Origin of the sequence: Bacillus marasmi (assembly GCF_902168435.1) — a bacterium.
In the GTDB taxonomy this organism is placed as follows: domain Bacteria; phylum Bacillota; class Bacilli; order Bacillales; family Cytobacillaceae; genus Bacillus_BU; species Bacillus_BU marasmi.
The window spans coordinates 80353-99466 of record NZ_LR656169.1 but is presented as its reverse complement, the minus strand read 5'-3'; the positions used below and the strand labels follow the sequence as shown (position 1 = coordinate 99466).

Genomic DNA, 19114 nt, shown 5'->3' with positions numbered 1-19114 from the left:
ATAGCCTTTACTTTCCTTATTGTAACAAATAATCAGTAGAAGTCATTCAAATTCCAATAAAATTATTCTGGGAAAATTTAATGTGGACTAATTTGGTAGAGATGAATGAATACCAGAAAACGAAAATTTTACATTCAGTCTTTTTTTGCGAACGTAGATTCGGTAAAATGTAAGAATAGAGGTGAGTACGTTGAAGGTTAGAAAAAGTCTACAAGAGATTATTGGTCTGTTTAATGAGGATCAGAAAACGAAGCAGTGCATCGAATATTGGCATACAATTGAAGAAAAAGAAGCGGTCACAGTTCCATTACCAAAAATGCTTCATTCCAAGTTAGCTACAGCATTAAAACAGCGTGGGATTGGACAATTATATACCCATCAAGGATCAGCGTATGAGGCTGTTTCAGCTAAGAAAAGCATTGTTGCGGTTACACCAACCGCTTCCGGAAAAACGCTTTGTTACAACCTTCCTGTCTTGCAAACACTATTGAATGATTCAAGTGCACGAGCGCTTTATATGTTTCCGACGAAAGCGTTAGCACAAGATCAAAAAAGCGAGTTAAATGAACTGATTCAAGGGGGAGAGCTTGACTTGAATTGTTATACATATGATGGCGATACGGCCGCGAATATTCGCCAAAAGGTTCGCAGGGCTGGTCATATCGTCATAACCAATCCTGATATGCTCCATTCAGCAATCTTGCCGCATCATACGAAATGGGTGGCGCTGTTTGAAAACCTAAAATATGTCGTCATTGATGAACTCCATATATATCGTGGCGTATTCGGAAGCCATGTAGCTAATGTGATTCGCCGTCTAAAAAGGATTTGCCAATACTACGGCAGCAATCCTGTGTTTATTTGTACGTCCGCTACTATCGCCAACCCATTGGAATTAGCAGAACGGTTAACCGAAACAAATATGACATTAATTGATAACAATGGCGCACCAAGCGGTAGAAAGCATTTTCTTTTTTATAATCCACCTATCATTAACAAGCCGTTAAATATACGTAGAAGCGCTACACTCGAAGCTAGACGCCTTGCTGGTGTGCTTTTGAAAAATAAAATCCAAACCATCGTCTTTGCCCGGAGTAGAGTCAGAGTCGAAATTTTATTAACCTACTTAAAGGAGTTGGTCAAATATCAATTGGGGCCAAAATCAATTCGAGGCTATCGAGGTGGATATTTACCAACGGAACGTCGTGAAATAGAAAAAGGACTGCGAGCAGGTGAAATTTATGGCGTGGTCAGCACAAATGCCCTTGAACTTGGTGTTGACATTGGTCAGCTTCAGGTTTGCATTATGACCGGTTATCCGGGCTCGATTGCAAGCGCTTGGCAGCAGGCGGGAAGAGCAGGACGACGCCATGATGAGTCGCTTGTTATATTAGTTGCAAGCTCGAGTCCGCTTGATCAATATGTGATCCAGCATCCAGATTATTTCTTTAAAAGAAGTCCAGAAACTGCTCGCATCAATCCTGATAATTTAATTATTCTCATAGATCATATGAAATGCGCTGCATATGAACTTCCTTTTAAACAGGGGGATCAGTTTGGTAATGTTGAGACAGAGGAATTACTGGAATATCTAACAGAAGAAAGAATTCTCTATCAAAATGGTGATAAATGGTATTGGATGAATGATTCCTTTCCTGCTCATAACATAAGTCTTCGCTCCGCTTCACAGGAAAATATCGTCATCATTGATCAGTCTGAGACGGGTAGAGCAAGGGTGATTGGTGAAATGGATCGTTTCTCAGCAATGACACTGCTGCATGAAGAAGCGATTTATCTGCATCAGGGAATTCAATTTCAAGTGGAAACACTTGACTGGGAAGAAAAGAAAGCTTTTGTTCGTGAGGTGGAAGTAGATTATTTTACTGATGCAAACCTCGCAGTAGAACTTAAGGTTCTAGACGTAGATAAACAACGGTCAACCACAACTTGGGAGCTAGGCTTTGGGGACGTTAGCGTAAGAGCAATGGCCACTATTTTTAAAAAAATCAAGTTCGAAACCCATGAAAATATTGGTTCCGGTCCAATCCACTTACCTGAAGAGGAACTCCACACAAGCTCAGCGTGGATTTCTTTGCAAAAGGAATTGCAACTATTTAGTGAGGACAGGCTTGAGCAGGGGTTAATCGGCACTGCCCATGCGCTAAAATCAATCGTGCCACTATTTGTGATGTGCGATCCACAGGATATTCACGTTGTTCCTCAGGTGAAAGCAGCACATAATGAAAAGCCGACCATTTTCTTTTATGATCGGTATCCAGGTGGAATAGGCTTAAGTGAAAAAATTTACAGTGGTATTGAATTTGTTTTAACCGAGACAAAAACAATGATTGAGCACTGTCAATGTGAGCAAGGGTGTCCTTCATGCATTGGGACAGATACACTAAATCCAAACGCAAAAAAGGATGTCCTAAAAATATTGAAATTATTTATTGATGTAGGAAATGCCTAGGGGGGAAGGTGCGGAATGTCATTAAAAAACAAATTAAATCGCTTAAAGCCGCACCTTGTAGTTTCTGAAAAGAAAAATGAGGTCCAGAAGGCTTTATTAACTAATAAAGAACAAGAAATTCCGTATATTGAAGAGTGGACAAAGGCTAATGTAAGGCCCTATTATTTTGACAATAGCTATTGCTTAATTCGGGAGGTAACCTACCCGCTAACTCATCAACATGGTAAGTATTGCTTTAAAGATTTATTTACAGTAGTACAGGCGTGGAACAATACAAATATTAAGCATCCATTATCTGCTGAAGGGCACAATCCAAATGAGCTATTTTTCTTCGACACCGAGACGACTGGCTTAGGTGGAGGGGCAGGAAATACGATTTTCTTACTTGGTCACGCAAGTGTTAGTGAAACTCATGTTACCCTTAAACAACATATTCTTCCGCATCCAGGAGCAGAGATTCCGTTGTATCAAAGCTTTTTGGAAAGCGTGGATTATAAGACGCTGGTAACCTATAATGGCAAGGCATTTGACTGGCCACAGGTTAAAACTCGACATACACTAATCCGTGACCATGTGCCGAAGCTTCCGGCATTTGGTCACTTCGATTTGTACCACGCTGCACGGCGAATGTGGAAGCACAAGCTCGATAAGCTTAAGCTTTCTAGGGTTGAGAATGAAGTGCTCGGTTTTGAAAGAAAGGATGATATTCCTGGATTTTTAGCACCTATTATTTATTTTGATTTTATCGAACGGAAAAATCCCGAAGGTTTATTGGGTGTGATAAAGCATAATGAGATGGATATTCTCTCGTTAATTTCCCTGTACATTCATCTATCATTTCAGTTACTTCGACTCGACGGGCAGCAAACGGCTAAGGAAACTTATGAAGTGGGTCGTTGGTATGCTTCGTTAGGTCAATCGGTTCAGGCGAAGCAGGCTTTCAGTGACCTCCTATCGGGAGTAGATGATGTGGACTATCAAGCGATGAACGCTTTAGCCTTTGAATATAAGCGGGAATGTAAGTGGCTGAAGGCAGAAGAGCTTTGGAAAAAGGTAGCGGAAGATGGGCCTCTTTTACTGCAAGTTGAGGCATGTATTGAATTAGCAAAAATCTATGAGCATCGGATCAAAAATATTGAAATGGCCTACACATATTGCGAGAGAGCAAAACAGTCCTGCTCAAAAATTACAGACAAAAAAAAATTAATGAAATACGCAAATGACAGTGACAAACGTATGCTAAGGTTAACAATTAAGCTGGCTAAAGATGGGAACTAACAAGGTGCTAAGCTCTGTAACAAAATATTCACAAATTCATATCAATAATCCAGTCATTCCATATTGAAACGTAATGGTGTGCAGAGTAAAATGTTATCTTGTATGGAATGAATCCATAGGAGAACTTATTTGGAGCTGGTAAAGTGTATAAGGCAATTTTGTTCTTGTTTTTTGTTGTTGTATGTTTGACTGCCATTTTATTTACAAGTTTAAAAGATAGTTTTTATACAATGTTATAAGTAAAAACAATAGGTTAGGCGGAAATGTAGGTAAAAGCGCTATATAAGTGCGATTTTGTCGTTTCTGGCCTATTTTCACTATAAATAGGTATTTTCATTAGTACAAGATATCCTCCTTCAACATAGGCTAGTAATGTAAAGATAGTCAAAGAGAAAGGAGGATCTCTTATGCATCCGATGAATTGTAAGTGTCCAACTTGTGTATTACCAGCGATTGTACATCCTACAAAATGCTGTGTTAATCACACATGTCAAAATTATGTGGTACCTCATATTCACCCACAACACACAACTACTGTAAACCATGAGTTCTATGCACACCAACACTACTTCCCACAAACTCAATCAGTAGTAAATGAAGTGACACATCAACATTTTAATGCTGGCCCTGGACCGATTCCAGGAGGATTCCAAGGCGGTTTTCAAGGTCAAGTACCTCGACCTTTCCCTGGGGTTAGACCTTTTTGGAGATAATTATTTATTGAAAACAAGGGCTTCCTATCTTGAAGCCCTTGTTTGTTTGCGGTTTCTAGCCTAAAATAAAAGAATATAAAATATGAAATAATGTGATTACATAAAAGTTAACAGATAGTTAAAGGGGTTTAATAGGTATGGCTAAGGTGGTTGCAATATCTGGTTATAAACCCTCTGAACTTGGTTTGTTTCAGAAAAATCATCCTGCCATAAGCTTTATCAAGCTAGCGATACGCAGGGAACTGGAGCGTTTTTTGGAGGAAGGCCTAGAGTGGGTTATTATAAGTGGCCAGCTTGGAACAGAACTATGGGCAGCGGAAGTGGTATTTGAATTACAACAGCTGCATCCTGAACTTCAGCTTGGTTTAATTACTCCTTTCTTAAATCAAGAAGAAAATTGGAATGAGCAAAATAAGGAATTATACGAATCGGTTTTAATCGGAGCTGATTTTGTAGATTCTATCACGAAAAAAAAGTATGAGGGACCATGGCAATTTCGTTTAAAAAACCAGTTCTTTTTGGAGAAAAGCGATGCTTTAATTCTATTTTATGATCACGAAAAAGAGGGCGGGCCGAAGTATCTTTACGAAACGGCTCAAAAATATAAAGAAAATCATCCCTATGATCTTCGTTTGTTTGGATTTTATGATTTGCAAATTATCGTGGAGGAATCCCAGCAGGATCAATATTAATTTTCGAAAGGAAATTGACAAAAGTGTACATTTTTGGAACAATATAATGTGATGATAGGGGATACTTGAGGTGAATATGAATTGTCAGATAAATTTAAATTAACTGCGAAAGATATTTTAGAAAAAGAGTTTAAAACAGCAATGCGTGGCTATAAACAGGAAGATGTTGATAAATTTCTTGATCTTATCATTAAAGATTATGAAGCCTTTCATCAGGAAATCGAGGAGCTACAACAGGAAGTTGTTAAGCTTAAAAAGCAATTAGAAGAATCAACACGTCGTCAAAATACTCAACCTCAAGCAGCGGTTGGGACCACTAATTTTGATATCCTAAAACGATTGTCAAATTTAGAAAAGCATGTGTTTGGAAGTAAGCTATACGATTAATAAGAATATCAGTTTTTCTTGTAATTACCATTGCGATTCAATGTAATATTCCATATAATAAGCAATGTACTCTTTAATAACGTTCGGGTAATCGCTGCAGGAAGCTATGCAACCTGTAGAGGAAAGTCCATGCTCGCACGAGCTGAGATGCTCGTAGTGTTCGTGCCTAGCCAATCAATAAGCTAGGGCAGTCGAGATTGCCTCGGCTGACGGCCGGAAAAATGCCTAAGTCCTCATTAGATATGGCATGAGTACCTATAAAAGTGCCACAGTGACGTAGCCTCATCAGAAATGGTGAGGGTGGAACGGGTAAACCCCACGAGCGAGAAACCCAAATAATGGTAGGGGCACTTTCTCTGAGGAATTCAACAAGGAGAAGGACAGATTGGAACCAATCTGTAGATAGATGATTACCACCGGAGTACGAGACTTAGGTCGTTTGCAGTACGATGGCACAGAACATGGCTTACAGAACGTTATTAAAGTCTTTGTATGAGTGTATGGATAATTGGCTCTCCTTTTATGGAGAGCTTTCTTTGTGTATAATGATAAAAGTGAAAGCGTCTTAAAGTGTCACAAAAGTTAGTCATAAAAGACAGTAATTATTATGTTGGATTAAGTAGGGTGGGAAAATGAAAAAATATGATTTAATTGCTACATCGGCGATGGGACTTGAGGCGATTGTTGCCAAGGAAGTCCGCGATTTAGGATATGATTGCAATGTGGAGAATGGTCGCATTTCCTTTAAAGGGGATGGCACGGCGATTGCCCGTAGCAATCTCTGGTTAAGAACAGCTGACCGCATCAAAATAAAAGTGGGCGAGTTTCGGGCTACGAGTTTTGATGAACTATTTGAAAAAACAAAGGCTTTACCATGGGAAGATTTTCTGCCGGAAAATGCAGAATTTCCCGTATCAGGGAAGTCGGTAAAGTCCAAGCTATTCAGTGTATCAGACTGTCAAGCGATAGTTAAAAAAGCAATTGTTGCTCGATTACAAAACCATTATAAGCGGACAACTTGGTTTGAAGAAAATGGACCTAAATATAAGATTGAAGTAGCCTTATTAAAGGATGTCGCTACAATCACAATTGATACTAGTGGAGCAGGATTACATAAACGAGGTTACCGGGCTGATCAGGGGGAAGCGCCATTAAAAGAAACGTTAGCCGCTGCCCTGGTCTTACTCACGAATTGGACAGCGGACCGTCCGTTCATTGATCCATTTTGTGGTTCAGGCACAATCCCGATAGAAGCTGCACTGATTGGTCAAAATATTGCACCGGGCTTCAATCGAGAGTTTATCTCAGAGGATTGGCCGATTATCCCAACATCAGTTTGGGAGCAGGCGAGGAATGAAGCAGAGGATTTAGCAAATTATGATCAACCTTTAATCATTACCGGTTCTGATATCGATCATAGGATGGTTAAAATTGCCGAAGAGAATGCGTTTGAGGCAGGCTTAGGCGATTTAATCACCTTTAAACAGATGAGGGTGCAGGACCTTACCGTCAAGCAAGATTATGGTGTGATTGTAGGGAATCCACCTTATGGTGAACGGCTCGGTGATAAACCAGCCGTTGAACAAATGTACCGAGAAATGGGAAAAGCCTTTGTACCGTTAGACACTTGGTCAATTTACATGTTAACGTCACATCCGGAGTTCGAGAGTCTTTACGGTAAACCAGCAACGAAAAAACGCAAGCTTTTTAACGGTTTTATCAGAACAGATTATTATCAGTATTGGGGAAAACGTCCACCGCGTCCGCAAGAATAGGATTATTTTTCCTTAACATAATATAGAATGTTACGTTATTCAATTACAAGACATAAAGAGGGACTAGCCCAATAGTGGGTAGCCCCTATTTTTTTGGAGGCTAATATGCAAAGTCGTTTACCATTTACATTAACGAAAACTGAATCCTTTTATGAGCGTTTAAATGACTGGATTGGTGATGTTTTTTATGACTACTTACCAGAGGCAGGGTTTGAATTAAGAGATGAACAAATTTATATGGCATTTCAGCTTGAAAAAGCCTTCAAAGATAAAAAGGTAATGTTTGCTGAGGCGGGGGTTGGTACAGGAAAAACAATCGTTTATTTACTGTATGCCCTATGTTATGCAAGGTATACGAATCAGCCAGCGATTATCGCTTGTGCCGATGAAACATTAATAGAGCAAATCGTAAAAAAAGAGGGAGATATTGCGAGGCTGGAAGCAGCTCTAGGATTAACCGTGGATGTCAGACTCGCTAAGGCCCGCGATCAATATTTATGCTTAAATAAGCTAGAATCCAATCAGGTAACTGATACTACAAATACATTTAGTGATATTTATGAATCGCTACCGTCGTTTGTGCATAGTGGTTCTTCAATGCAATCGTTTTCCCCATATGGCGATCGTAAGGACCATCCTGAATTAACTGATGAACAATGGGAGCGTATCGCATGGGACACCCTCCAGGACTGTTTCTCCTGTGATAAGCGCCATCGTTGTGGTCAAACCCTTCATCGTGACTATTACCGAGGTGCTGGAGATTTAATTATTTGCTCACAGGACTTTTTCATGGAGCATGTTTGGACAAGGGAGTCGCGCAGACGTGAGGGCCAGTTACCACTTCTCCCAGAAGGCTGCTGTGTCGTTTTTGATGAAGGACACTTGTTAGAATATGCCGCTCAGAAGGCTTTAACTTATAAATTAACCGAAAAAACCCTTGAAACCTTATTGGAAAAAATTGCAGGCAATGATATCCGTGAAAAAACACTCTATATTATTGAAACAGCGATTATGCAAAGCATGGAATTTTTTAACGGGTTAACAAAATACTCTGAGGATACAATCGGTTCGGAGAAAAAGACGATAATCAAAAATAATCAAATTGTCACCATGGCGAAACAGCTTTTCGACACGCTTAGTTCGTTAGAAGAAGAGTTAGTGTTTGAAAGCGAACTGTTTGTTATTAATGATTATGATTTAAAAATTGTTGAAGAATATTTGGAGCAAATCACATATTCTTTATCGTTGTTTATCGGAAAAACCAATGGCATAACTTGGTTTGAAGAAACCGATGATGAGCGTAGACTTGTCATTATGCCACGTCTAGTTAAAGATATATTAAAGGATGAGATCTTTGCTCAGCGTAAGCCGTTTATTTTCTCATCAGCTACCATGTCTGAAAACAAATCATTTGATTATATTGCTGGTAGCTTGGGAATTGCTGATTATTACTCATTTTCGGTAAATTCACCTTTTGATTATGATGAAAATATGACAATATTCATGCCAGAGTTCGATAAGTATAATTTGGAGGAGCGTTCAGCTTATTGTGTTAGAGAGCTAAACGCTGCAGAAAACGGTACGCTAGTCTTGTTTTCAAATAAAGCAGAGCTTTATTTCTTTAAAGAATACATGACTGGAAAAATTAATAAGCCTATTTACTTCGAAGGGGATGCAGAAATTAGTAAGCTCGTTTCTCTGTTTCAAAATGAACCATCCTCGATACTATGTGCCGTTCACTTATGGGAAGGATTGGATATTCCGGGAGATGCTTTAGGAAACGTTATCCTCTTTTCGTTGCCATATCCTCCGAACGATCCAGTATTTACAGCAAAAAGAGAAGGTTGCAGCCAGCCGTTTTTGGAAGTGGATTTACCTTACATGCTGTTGAGGCTGCGTCAGGGTGTTGGCAGGCTAGTAAGGACCAGCACTGACAAGGGCGCTGTTCATATATTAATTGATAAGGACGTTCATCCTTCTATCATTGAAAAAATAAAAGGGATATTACCAACAACTGTTAATAATGGGTAATTCGCTTAAATAGATGCGATAAAACGTGAAAAAAGCACAGCAAAAGGTATTGTAACCTTGCTGTGCTTTTAGTTTTATTTTTTAGTAAAAGTGATTTTCCAATAGTCTTCCGAAACTTTTTCAGCTGTATATTCAAATCCTTGTGAAGCTAATACGCCATATAGGGGAATAGGTTCAAATGGCGCATGAAGCAAGAAAATATCCTTAGATTGTAAATTGGCAATAGCAGCCATTATTTTTTGAAATGGCTCTTGCTTATTTTTTAAATCCTCGCGTACGTCCATTTCTAAGATTGTGCCTTCCATTTTATCCACTCCTAAACTTTTATTAACAATCCAATCGTAAGCTATTTCCAATGATGACTGAGTGAGGTATATCACTTTGTTGAGTATCTTTTTATTAAGAAACCTTACTGTTATTGACTTTGACTTTATTTTCCATAGTTTACCTGTGTGAAAAATCACACCTCGAAGATGCGGCATCTCACAAAGTTGTCACATCAATGTGTCTAAAATAAGGCAAGTAGATAACAGAAAGGAAGTGAATGGAATGGGAAATCACAAAGGGAAAACAACAAAACCAAAAAACGCACTCTTAAAATCCATTCTTATTACAACATGTATACTTAGCTTTACAGTTTTATTAGTTGGAGGGTTCTGGATCTTTAAAGATATGGCACCACGGCCACTAGAGGTTACCGATGCCGAAGGAGAGGTTATCCTATCTAAAGAATCGATTATGGGGGGACAAGCTGTCTTCCAAAAATATGGTTTGATGGATTATGGAACAGTATTAGGCCATGGCTCTTATATGGGTCCAGATTATACGGCAGAAGCTTTGGAAGTCTATACTAAAGCAATGCAGGATTTTAAAGCAAATGAAACTTATGGCAAAGATTATCAAGATGTAGCAAAAGACGAAAAGACGTTAATTCGTGAAGCGGTTATTGAAGAAATGCGAGAAAACCGCTATGAAGAAAATAAAGATACTCTTGTTTTAACCGATGCTCAAGTGTTTGGGGTCGAAAAGGTTAGAGAGCATTACCATAATGTATTCACAAATGGAGATGGCTGGGGCTTAAAAGCTAATCTCATCAAAGAAGAACACATGCCAGATGGTGAACGTTCTTGGGTATCCTCCGGTGACCAAATTGAACAGATTTCCGATTTCTTTTTCTGGACAGCATGGTTATCTAGTACTGAAAGAATAGACGACGATATTACCTACACTAATAACTGGCCATATTATGAAGATGCCGGTAATGAAATGTCATTCTCTGCGATTTGGTGGAGTGGTGTTAGTGTAACTGTGTTAATTTTATTCGTTGGTATCATATTGTTTGTTTTCTATCGTTACCATCTTGGAATGCAGGAAGCTTACACGCCTGGTAACTTCCCAAAAATTGATATAGCTAAACTACCGGTAACAAATTCACAGTTAAAATCGGGTAAATATTTTGTAATTGTTGCAGTATTATTCTTTATTCAAGCTATGTTTGGAGCATTGCTAGCACACTATTATATTGAGCCTGATAGTTTCTTCGGGATGAAATGGGTATATGATATATTACCGTTTAATATTGCCAAAGGTTATCACCTACAGTTGGCTATTTTCTGGATTGCCACAGCATGGTTAGGGATGGGGATTTTCCTTGCACCATTAGTTGGTGGTCACGAGCCAAAGCGTCAAGGCTTACTAGTTGATATTTTATTCTGGGCATTAGTCGTCCTTGTAGGCGGAAGTATGGTTGGTCAATGGTTAGGTGCAAACGGTTATTTAGGTAATAACTGGTTCTTATTTGGCCACCAAGGCTGGGAGTATTTAGAATTAGGACGTATTTGGCAATTTATTCTTGCAGCTGGTATGTTAATTTGGCTGTATATCGTTTATCGCGGAATTAAGAGCGGACTAAAACGAGAAACGGACAAGGGTGGTTTAATCCATCTATTATTCTACTCAGCAATTGCCGTACCTTTCTTCTATCTTTTCGCATTCTTAATCAATCCAGGTACACACTTTACCTTCGCTGATTACTGGCGCTGGTGGATCATTCACCTTTGGGTAGAGGGAATTTTTGAAGTATTTGCAGTGGTTGTAATCGGATTCTTGATGGTCCAAATGAAGCTTGTTACAAAGAAATCAACAGTTAAAGCATTGTATTTCCAATTGATCTTACTTCTTGGAAGTGGTGTAATTGGAATTGGGCACCATTACTATTATAATGGCTCATCAGAAGCTTGGATTGCTCTAGGTGCAGTGTTCTCAGCATTAGAGGTTATCCCGTTAACTCTATTAATCTTAGAAGCTTATGAACAGTATAAAATGATGCGTGATGGTGGAGCGGACTTCCCATATAAAGGTACATTCTGGTTCTTAATTTCAGTTGCGATTTGGAATCTAGTTGGGGCAGGAGTCCTTGGTTTCCTTATTAACTTACCAGCAGTCAGCTATTTAGAGCACGGTCAATTTTTAACTCCCGCTCACGGTCATGGGGCAATGATGGGTGTGTACGGTATGTTTGCGTGTGCTGTACTTGTCTTCTCTCTAAGAAACATTGTAAAGCCTGAAAAATGGAACGACAAATTCATTAAAATTTCATGTGTTTTACTAAATGTTGGACTAGCCGGTATGATTCTCATTTCCTTGCTTCCGGTTGGATTTATGCAATTAAAAGCAGCTTATGATAATGGTTATGCGTCATCACGTGCTGCATCCTTCTTACAGCAAGATACAGTAGTAAATTTATTAACGATTCGTGCAATTCCGGATACAGTTTTCTTAGTAGGGGTCGTCATTCTTGTCATCTTCTGCTTGAAAGCTTTATTTAATCTCCGTAAAGTTACACATAAAGAAGAAGAGCCACTTCCGGTTAAGGATCTTGCGGTTGACGAAGATTAACATTTCAATTTTAGGAAAAAACCTCCTTTCTTGCTAAAAAGAAAGGAGGTTTTTGTTAACTTTGTCACACACAAGCCCATAACTTTATATTATAATGAAGTTGTTAATGAGACAAACGAAAGGAGTGAGACTTACCAGAAGTCCACACCCTAGGTTGTCTAGTTACTTTATCTATCATGTTCTACCGGAACATTTTTACCTCTCTAATTTCTCTCGGCAACAGCTTATGCTGTTGTCCTTTTTTTGCCTTCTTAAAATCCGTACAATCAATATAAGTCTACTTTAGGTTTCATTATGATAAAATGTTAAGAAAATGCTAAGGGAGGAATTCTTCTTGACAACTAATATTAAACAAATCGAAAAAGACTTCCTTGATTATGTGAAAAAAATGAGCGCATATAACGAAGCGCTTGGCCTCATCTATTGGGATTTACGTACAGGGGCTCCTAAGCAGGGCGTTGAGCAACGTTCAGAAGTGATTGGAATGTTATCATCAGAACTATTTGGGATGTCTACATCGAAGGAAATGGCGGATTTTATCGAAGCACTTTCTAATCAAAATATATCAGAGATTACGGAAAAGATCCTCGAAGAATGTCAAAAGGAATATGATCGCAACAAAAAAATCCCAGCCGAGGAATATAAACAATATGTGATTCTCCAATCGAAAGCCGAGAATGTTTGGGAGGAAGCGAAAGCAAATAAAGATTTTGCTCAATTTCAACCATATTTAGAGCAACTTGTTGAAACAAATAAGCGTTTTATTCAATATTGGGGCTTTGAGGGCAATAAGTACAATACATTGCTAAATTTTTATGAGCCGGGAATGACAGTTGAGGTATTAGATCAAGTTTTTGGCGATTTACGAAAGGAAATAATTCCACTTGTCAAAAAGATAGGTGCTTCAAAAAATCCTCCTCAAACTGACTTCTTGTTTAAGTATTTTTCAAAAGAAAAACAACGTGAAGTTAGCCTAAGAATCTTAGAGCAAATGGGTTATAACTTTCATGCTGGCCGTTTAGATGTTGCTGTTCATCCTTTTGCAACAGGTTTAAATCCTGGAGATGTCCGAATAACAACGAAATATGATGAAAATGATTTTCGGACTGCAGTATTTGGTACCATTCATGAAGGCGGTCATGCTCTTTACGAACAAAATATTTCTAAAGAATTGATTGGAACGCCACTTTGTGATGGGACTTCAATGGGAATTCATGAATCCCAGTCCTTGTTTTATGAAAACTTTGTAGGTAGAAATTTTGCCTTCTGGAAACATAATTATCCATTGCTAAAGCAATATGCTTCAGGACAATTTGATCAGGTAAGCTTGATTGATTTCTACCGAGCAATCAATGAATCGAAACCTTCACTTATTAGAATTGAAGCGGATGAACTAACCTATCCTTTACATATCATGATTCGTTATGAAATTGAAAAAGGTTTATTTAATGATGAAATCAAAGTAAAAGACTTACCGCAAATTTGGAATGATAAATATGAAGAATACTTAGGCATTCGTCCAAAGCATGATGGTGAAGGGGTACTTCAGGATGTACATTGGGCAGGGGGAAGCTTTGGTTATTTTCCATCCTACGCCTTAGGATATATGTACGCAGCCCAATTTAAGAACCAACTGATTAAGGATATTCCAAATTTTGATGAGCTTTTAGCAAATGGACATCTTTCATCAATTAAGGAATGGATGTCGGCACATGTCCATCAATTTGGAAAAATGAAAAAGCCGCTCGAAATCATTAAGGATGTAACCGGGGAAGGCTTGAATGCTCAGCATTTGATAGACTATTTAAATGAGAAATATCATCAAATCTATTCAGATTAAATAAAAAATGCCTTCGGAAAAATTCCGAAGGCATTTTTTATACCGCAGATTACCAAGGTTTGAATCCTGGTGATCCTGGAGGTGAGTTTTGAATGATATCTGTTAATGGCACTGTGTAAGCAAAGATGATTAATAGTGCAGCAACACCAAGCCAAATTTTCCAGTTTTCGAAAATTGCAGGAGTTTCATCTGCATTTTCGCTTACTTCACCCATTGGGAATTCTTGTTCACCTTTAGGTGCAAAGAATGCTAGTCTAATAAAAATGTAAACCATTAGGATTACAGAGATGAATAGGATGCTACCACCAACTGCTTGTGCAATTTGGTAAGGAATCCATTCAGCAGCTTGAGCAGAACCTGCATAATCAGAGAATGCAGAACGACGTGGTGCACCAAGTAAACCTGCTGCGTGCATACCACCAGACATAAATGTCATACCGATTGCCCAAAGTACACCTTGTAGAATACAAAGTTTATTCATTGCTTTAGTTAATATGCGACCAGTTAAGTGTGGTACTAACCAATAAGCAACACCAAAGAATGTTAACATAACAGCTGTTGCAACAGTTAAGTGGAAGTGTCCAGTTACCCAAACTGTGTTATGAACTACTTGGTTCATTTGGTGAGATGCGTTAACCATACCACCAGCACCAGCTGGAATGAATACTAACATACCGATAAATGGAATGATGAAACGAGCGTCTCCCCAAGGAAGCTTTTTCACCCATCCGAATAAACCTTTAGATCCTTTAGAACGACCGAATGTTTCAAATGTTGCGAATAAAGAGAATGCAGTCATTAAAGACGGAATAACAACTAAGAATGTTAATACTACTTGTAAGAATTTCCATGCTGGATCAATACCAGGCTCAGTCAATTGGTGATGGAACCCTACTGGGAATGAGAATAGGATAAAGAGCAAAAACGATAGTCGAGCCAGTGAGTCTGAGAAAATTTTTGCACCAATAACTTTTGGAATAACTGTGTACCAAGCCATATATGCAGGTAATAACCAGAAATATACAAGCGGGTGACCGAAATACCAGAATAATGTACGGCTAACTAAAACGTTAACAGTTGGAACTAGGTTTAATGACCATGGTAATAATTGAATAAGTACAGTTGCAGCAACACCGATAGTAGCAATATACCATAGCATAGTGTTAACAAGAGACATATAAGTCATTAAAGGACTAGTTTTTCCTGGATTAGCTTTACGCCATTTAATATATGTAGCACAAATGGCAGCACCGTCAATCCAGCTACCTACAACTACAAGAGTCAATCCAAGATAATAAAGTGGATGAGCTTGTAATGGTGCATAGAAAGTATATAGTACAGAAGCTTGATTTAATAAAACCATTACGGCAGCCATTGCTGTACCAGCTGTCATTACCCAGAAACCGATCCAAGCAGTTCTTCTAATTCCTTTAGAATATGCTCCAGAAGAATAACTAGTAGCAGCATGTTGGAAGCCCATAATAAAGAATGTTGTTAAGACTAGTCCTAGTAATACACCATGGACAGTTAATACTTGATAATATCCAATACCAGCAGGCAAAGTGAATTTACCTGAACGAACCAAAACTTGTAATAAACCAGCAAGCCCACCAATTGCTAAAGCTGTAAAGGCTACATAAAAGTGAGCCATTGATAATTTTGCATCTTGACGATCAACTTTTAACACTGATGAAATATTCATTATTCAACCACCTCGATTTTAGAAGTCATCATATGATGACCTGAGCCACAGTATTCATTACATAGAATTAGGAATTCACCAGTTTTGTTAAATGTTGAAACATATTCACTGATAAACCCTGGCTCAACCATCATGTTGACGTTTGTTCCTGCTACTTCAAAACCGTGAATAACGTCCTTAGTCGTTACCATTACTTTAACCTTTGACCCTTTAGGAATTTGAACTGCACCTGGATTATAGTTAAACATAGAAGCGACAATTACTAATTCGTAATCCCATTCTTTACCTTCAACTTTGTGTAATCCTGGTTTATCAAACGGCTTAGTTGTATCAACTTTTGCTGGGTCAATTGTATTCAAGCAGCTTGGTGGTTGATTTCCCAAGTAAAATGCACTTACTCCTATTACTGATAAAAATACAATTAACATTGCAATACCGAATGTAAGCCAAACCTTTTCAAACTTATGGATATGCATGGCTTTATTCCCCCTCTCCCTCTTTTACTACAGACGATCAACATACATGAAATAAACTCCGGCCCAAGTACCGATTAGGACTAACGCGACTAAGAAAACGGAAACTAATGTACCTTTTAATTGAGATTCCTCCTCATGCTTAATTGGAGCATTAGTTTTATTTCCAAGTTCCGTTTTCGCCATATCCGCTCACTCCTCTCTTCACAATTTTGAAATATTTAATGATTACACTTACATCATACCGAACAATAGAGAATATTCCATATACTTTGAACGAGTTCACAAAATGTTCAATACTAAAATAAACACTATGGTTATGTTGTAAAATTGATATATAAGTGATTAAAGTCACTTCAATCGTGAAGAATGTGTGAATAAAATGTGAACTAAAGGTGAAAAACTTGTCCTATTTTGGAAAAATGTGAAATGTTTTCAAGGGGTTCCTTGATTTCAAAATTCTGCCAGAATAAAAATGTGATTAAAGAACTTGTAATGAGTGAAAAAACCTGTTTACTATTAAAAATTTACGCATTATAGCAAATTCACAATTTTTTATGGTTAAACACGAACAATAAATTCTATTTTTTTGTAAATGTTAAGTTTTTTGGTTTACAAAGGTAAATTATCTCGATATAATACCTCCATACAACCAAATATTTCACAAACTCATATAATCGCAGGGATATGGCCTGCAAGTTTCTACCGGAATTCCGTAAAAAATCCGACTATGAGTGAGACACTTTACTAGGACATTAATTATTAGTCTTCTTTTTGTATTAGAAAATGAACCTAAAGGTATTGACTCACTCATGATATGAGTGTCTTACCTTTAGGTTTTTTGTTATTTAACAAATTTGCTATCACAACAGGAGGATGAAAGTGGAACTATTAAAACAGAAAATATTACATGAGGGAGTCATTCTGTCAGAATCAGTTTTAAAGGTGGATTCATTTTTAAACCATCAAATTGATCCTCAACTGATGATGGAAATCGGAAATGAGTTTGCAGAACGCTTTAGGAATGATGCTGTTACCAAAATATTAACAATAGAATCATCCGGAATTGCACCAGCAGTGATGGCTGCTTTGAAAATGAACGTACCACTCGTGTTTGCTCGAAAACGAAAATCGTTAACCCTGGTGGAGGATTTACTTTCAAGTCAAGTTCACTCCTTTACCAAACAAGAAACTAATGAAATTTCGGTATCGAAGAAGTATTTAAAGGAAGCGGACAAAGTACTCATCATTGATGATTTTCTTGCCAATGGTCAGGCAGCATTAGGTTTGGCGGATCTTGTCCAAAAAGCAAATGCGGAGGTTGTTGGTTTTGGAATTGTCATCGAGAAGTCATTCCAAAAGGGTGGCGAGCTATTACGCAGTCAGGGGTATAAAGTAGAGTCCTTAGCAGAGATTCAAGCACTCATGGATGGGCAGGTTTTGTTTAATAAGAAAAAAGAAGAGGAGACTCTAACATGACACATCAACCAATAAAAATTGCTTCACTGGCACTTCAACACGTTTTAGCCATGTATGCAGGCGCTGTAATCGTCCCATTAATCGTCGGTGGTGCAATCGGTTTATCTGGAGAACAATTAACATATTTAGTTTCAATTGATATTTTAATGTGTGGCATTGCAACAATTCTTCAGGTTTGGCGCAATCGCTTTTTTGGAATAGGGCTACCGGTTATGCTAGGTTGTACTTTTACTGCCGTTGGTCCGATGATAGCGATAGGAAGTCAATACGGGATCTCAGCTATCTACGGTTCAATTATAGTATCAGGATTGATTGTCGTATTGATTGCGACGTTTTTTGGGAAACTGGCCCGATTTTTCCCGCCAGTTGTGACGGGCTCAGTTGTCATGATAATCGGAATCACGCTCATACCTGTGGCGATGAATAATATGGCTGGTGGCCAAGGGAGCAGTGATTTTGGTTCTTATGCGAATCTAGTTTTGTCATTTGGTACTCTTGGATTTATTTTACTTCTATATAAATTTGCCAAGGGATTTATCCGGTCAATTTCCATTCTTATTGGACTGGTTTTTGGTACTGCAATTGCCTATTTCTTAGGAATGGTGGATTTCTCTTCAGTTAGTGAAGCTTCATGGGTACACCTTCCACGAATGTTCTACTTTGGAACACCTACCTTCGAACTAACACCAATATTAACAATGACACTTGTAGCGATTGTCAGTCTGGTAGAATCAACGGGGGTTTACTTTGCTCTTTCCGATATTTGTAAAAAAGAATTAACAGACCATGAATTAGCAAACGGGTATCGTGCAGAAGGCTTAGCGATTGTTTTAGGTGGATTATTTAATGCTTTCCCGTATACGACCTATTCGCAAAACGTTGGATTATTACAATTATCAGGGGTTAAGACAAAAAACGTCATATATGTAGCTGGTATATTTTTAATCGCATTAGGCTTAGTACCAAAAATTGGTGCGTTGACAACCGTGATTCCTACCCCGGTCCTTGGTGGTGCTATGGTAGCAATGTTCGGTATGGTGATTGCCTATGGAATTAAGATGCTTAGTACAGTTGAGTTTGCATCCCAGGAAAATTTATTAATTATTGCATGCTCGGTTGGAATTGGATTGGGCGTAACAGCTGTCCCAGATTTGTTTGCTAAGCTACCCGAAAACGTTCAAATCTTAACTGATAACGGTATTGTTGCTGGAAGTTTAATGGCCATCATCTTAAATATTGTTTTTAATGTCTTAAAATCAAACAAATCTGTATCCAAGGTAACGTCGCTATCGAAACATAAAGCAGTTTAATAACATGCTCCAACTGTCACCGATTGGAATAAGTTGAATATACTTAACCAAACTGTTTATTTGACT

At 38.2% G+C, this 19114-nt stretch carries 15 protein-coding genes, 1 other RNA gene and 1 riboswitch; of the genes, 12 read left to right on the top strand and 4 right to left on the bottom strand.

The genetic code is table 11. From position 1 onward, the window contains the following. Positions 1-190 precede the first annotated feature (190 nt). From FXW34_RS09490 to FXW34_RS09455, 8 genes are all read left to right on the top strand, one after another. Complete coding sequence (locus FXW34_RS09490) at positions 191-2470, top strand: DEAD/DEAH box helicase (protein ID WP_147533746.1); 2280 nt, start codon at positions 191-193, stop codon at positions 2468-2470. Between the two features lie 15 nt (positions 2471-2485). Further along, entirely contained in the window at positions 2486-3748 is a 1263-nt protein-coding gene (locus FXW34_RS09485) for a ribonuclease H-like domain-containing protein (protein ID WP_147533745.1), read from the top strand. A 407-nt stretch (positions 3749-4155) separates the two neighbouring features. Then, on the top strand, positions 4156-4461 hold the full coding sequence (locus FXW34_RS09480; RefSeq protein ID WP_425457417.1) for a CotD family spore coat protein: 306 nt from the start codon (positions 4156-4158) through the stop codon (positions 4459-4461). Positions 4462-4598: 137 nt separating this feature from the next. Then, the gene (locus FXW34_RS09475; protein ID WP_147533744.1) at positions 4599-5153 is read left to right on the top strand and encodes an SLOG family protein; all 555 of its coding nucleotides are present in this window, start codon (positions 4599-4601) and stop codon (positions 5151-5153) included. 81 nt (positions 5154-5234) lie between these two features. After that, positions 5235-5540: a cell division regulator GpsB gene (gpsB, locus tag FXW34_RS09470; RefSeq protein ID WP_147533743.1), complete on the top strand. Its 306-nt coding sequence runs from the start codon at positions 5235-5237 to the stop codon at positions 5538-5540. A 79-nt stretch (positions 5541-5619) separates the two neighbouring features. Then, positions 5620-6014: RNase P RNA component class B (rnpB, locus tag FXW34_RS09465), an RNA gene on the top strand. Between the two features lie 158 nt (positions 6015-6172). Beyond that, positions 6173-7315 (top strand): THUMP domain-containing class I SAM-dependent RNA methyltransferase, encoded by a 1143-nt coding sequence (locus FXW34_RS09460; RefSeq protein WP_147533742.1) that lies wholly within the window; start codon positions 6173-6175, stop codon positions 7313-7315. A gap of 105 nt (positions 7316-7420) precedes the next feature. Beyond that, positions 7421-9346, top strand: a complete 1926-nt coding sequence (locus FXW34_RS09455) for an ATP-dependent DNA helicase (RefSeq protein WP_147533741.1) — start codon at positions 7421-7423, stop codon at positions 9344-9346. A 74-nt stretch (positions 9347-9420) separates the two neighbouring features. Here the strand turns inward: FXW34_RS09455 and FXW34_RS09450 are convergent, their stop codons facing one another. After that, positions 9421-9651, bottom strand: coding sequence for a DUF2249 domain-containing protein (locus tag FXW34_RS09450; RefSeq protein ID WP_147533740.1), 231 nt, complete (start codon positions 9649-9651; stop codon positions 9421-9423). Positions 9652-9895: 244 nt separating this feature from the next. Here FXW34_RS09450 and FXW34_RS09445 point away from each other — a divergent pair, with 244 nt between their 5' ends. Together FXW34_RS09445 and FXW34_RS09440 are read left to right on the top strand one after the other, a co-directional pair. After that, positions 9896-12244 carry a nitric-oxide reductase large subunit gene (locus FXW34_RS09445; protein WP_147533739.1) on the top strand — a complete coding sequence of 783 codons (2349 nt, stop codon included), beginning with the start codon at positions 9896-9898 and terminating at the stop codon, positions 12242-12244. A 334-nt stretch (positions 12245-12578) separates the two neighbouring features. Then, positions 12579-14084 carry a carboxypeptidase M32 gene (locus tag FXW34_RS09440; RefSeq protein ID WP_147533738.1) on the top strand — a complete coding sequence of 502 codons (1506 nt, stop codon included), beginning with the start codon at positions 12579-12581 and terminating at the stop codon, positions 14082-14084. 49 nt (positions 14085-14133) lie between these two features. On the opposite strand, the gene FXW34_RS09435 is transcribed toward FXW34_RS09440, so the two are convergent. Genes FXW34_RS09435 through FXW34_RS09425 form a run of 3 tightly spaced genes read right to left on the bottom strand, consistent with a single transcriptional unit; the run spans position 14134 to position 16445 of the window. Continuing rightward, positions 14134-15786 (bottom strand): b(o/a)3-type cytochrome-c oxidase subunit 1, encoded by a 1653-nt coding sequence (locus FXW34_RS09435; protein ID WP_187118901.1) that lies wholly within the window; start codon positions 15784-15786, stop codon positions 14134-14136. Further along, a complete protein-coding gene (locus FXW34_RS09430; protein ID WP_147533736.1) occupies positions 15786-16262 on the bottom strand; it encodes a cytochrome c oxidase subunit II in 477 nt (158 codons plus the stop codon). Before FXW34_RS09430 ends, FXW34_RS09435 begins: the two co-directional genes overlap by 1 nt. Before the next feature lie 27 nt (positions 16263-16289). After that, on the bottom strand, positions 16290-16445 hold the full coding sequence (locus FXW34_RS09425; RefSeq protein ID WP_147533735.1) for a cytochrome c oxidase subunit 2A: 156 nt from the start codon (positions 16443-16445) through the stop codon (positions 16290-16292). A gap of 463 nt (positions 16446-16908) precedes the next feature. Then, positions 16909-17010, top strand: a riboswitch (purine riboswitch). A gap of 131 nt (positions 17011-17141) precedes the next feature. Between FXW34_RS09425 and FXW34_RS09420 the strand changes: the two genes are divergently transcribed. Then, positions 17142-17738 carry a xanthine phosphoribosyltransferase gene (locus FXW34_RS09420; protein WP_147533734.1) on the top strand — a complete coding sequence of 199 codons (597 nt, stop codon included), beginning with the start codon at positions 17142-17144 and terminating at the stop codon, positions 17736-17738. Further along, on the top strand, positions 17735-19048 hold the full coding sequence (locus tag FXW34_RS09415; protein ID WP_147533733.1) for a nucleobase:cation symporter-2 family protein: 1314 nt from the start codon (positions 17735-17737) through the stop codon (positions 19046-19048). Before FXW34_RS09420 ends, FXW34_RS09415 begins: the two co-directional genes overlap by 4 nt. Positions 19049-19114 lie beyond the last annotated feature (66 nt).

Bases quoted from the DNA above. Each gene is read 5' to 3' on its own strand.
- FXW34_RS09485 (WP_147533745.1), top strand. From the start codon at position 2,486: ATGTCATTAAAAAACAAATTAAATCGCTTAAAGCCGCACCTTGTAGTT.
- FXW34_RS09480 (WP_425457417.1), top strand. From the start codon at position 4,156: ATGCATCCGATGAATTGTAAGTGTCCAACTTGTGTATTACCAGCGATT.
- FXW34_RS09475 (WP_147533744.1), top strand. From the start codon at position 4,599: ATGGCTAAGGTGGTTGCAATATCTGGTTATAAACCCTCTGAACTTGGT.
- FXW34_RS09460 (WP_147533742.1), top strand. From the start codon at position 6,173: ATGAAAAAATATGATTTAATTGCTACATCGGCGATGGGACTTGAGGCG.
- FXW34_RS09455 (WP_147533741.1), top strand. From the start codon at position 7,421: ATGCAAAGTCGTTTACCATTTACATTAACGAAAACTGAATCCTTTTAT.
- FXW34_RS09450 (WP_147533740.1), bottom strand. From the start codon at position 9,651: ATGGAAGGCACAATCTTAGAAATGGACGTACGCGAGGATTTAAAAAAT.
- FXW34_RS09445 (WP_147533739.1), top strand. From the start codon at position 9,896: ATGGGAAATCACAAAGGGAAAACAACAAAACCAAAAAACGCACTCTTA.
- FXW34_RS09435 (WP_187118901.1), bottom strand. From the start codon at position 15,786: ATGAATATTTCATCAGTGTTAAAAGTTGATCGTCAAGATGCAAAATTA.
- FXW34_RS09430 (WP_147533736.1), bottom strand. From the start codon at position 16,262: ATGCATATCCATAAGTTTGAAAAGGTTTGGCTTACATTCGGTATTGCA.
- FXW34_RS09425 (WP_147533735.1), bottom strand. From the start codon at position 16,445: ATGGCGAAAACGGAACTTGGAAATAAAACTAATGCTCCAATTAAGCAT.
- FXW34_RS09415 (WP_147533733.1), top strand. From the start codon at position 17,735: ATGACACATCAACCAATAAAAATTGCTTCACTGGCACTTCAACACGTT.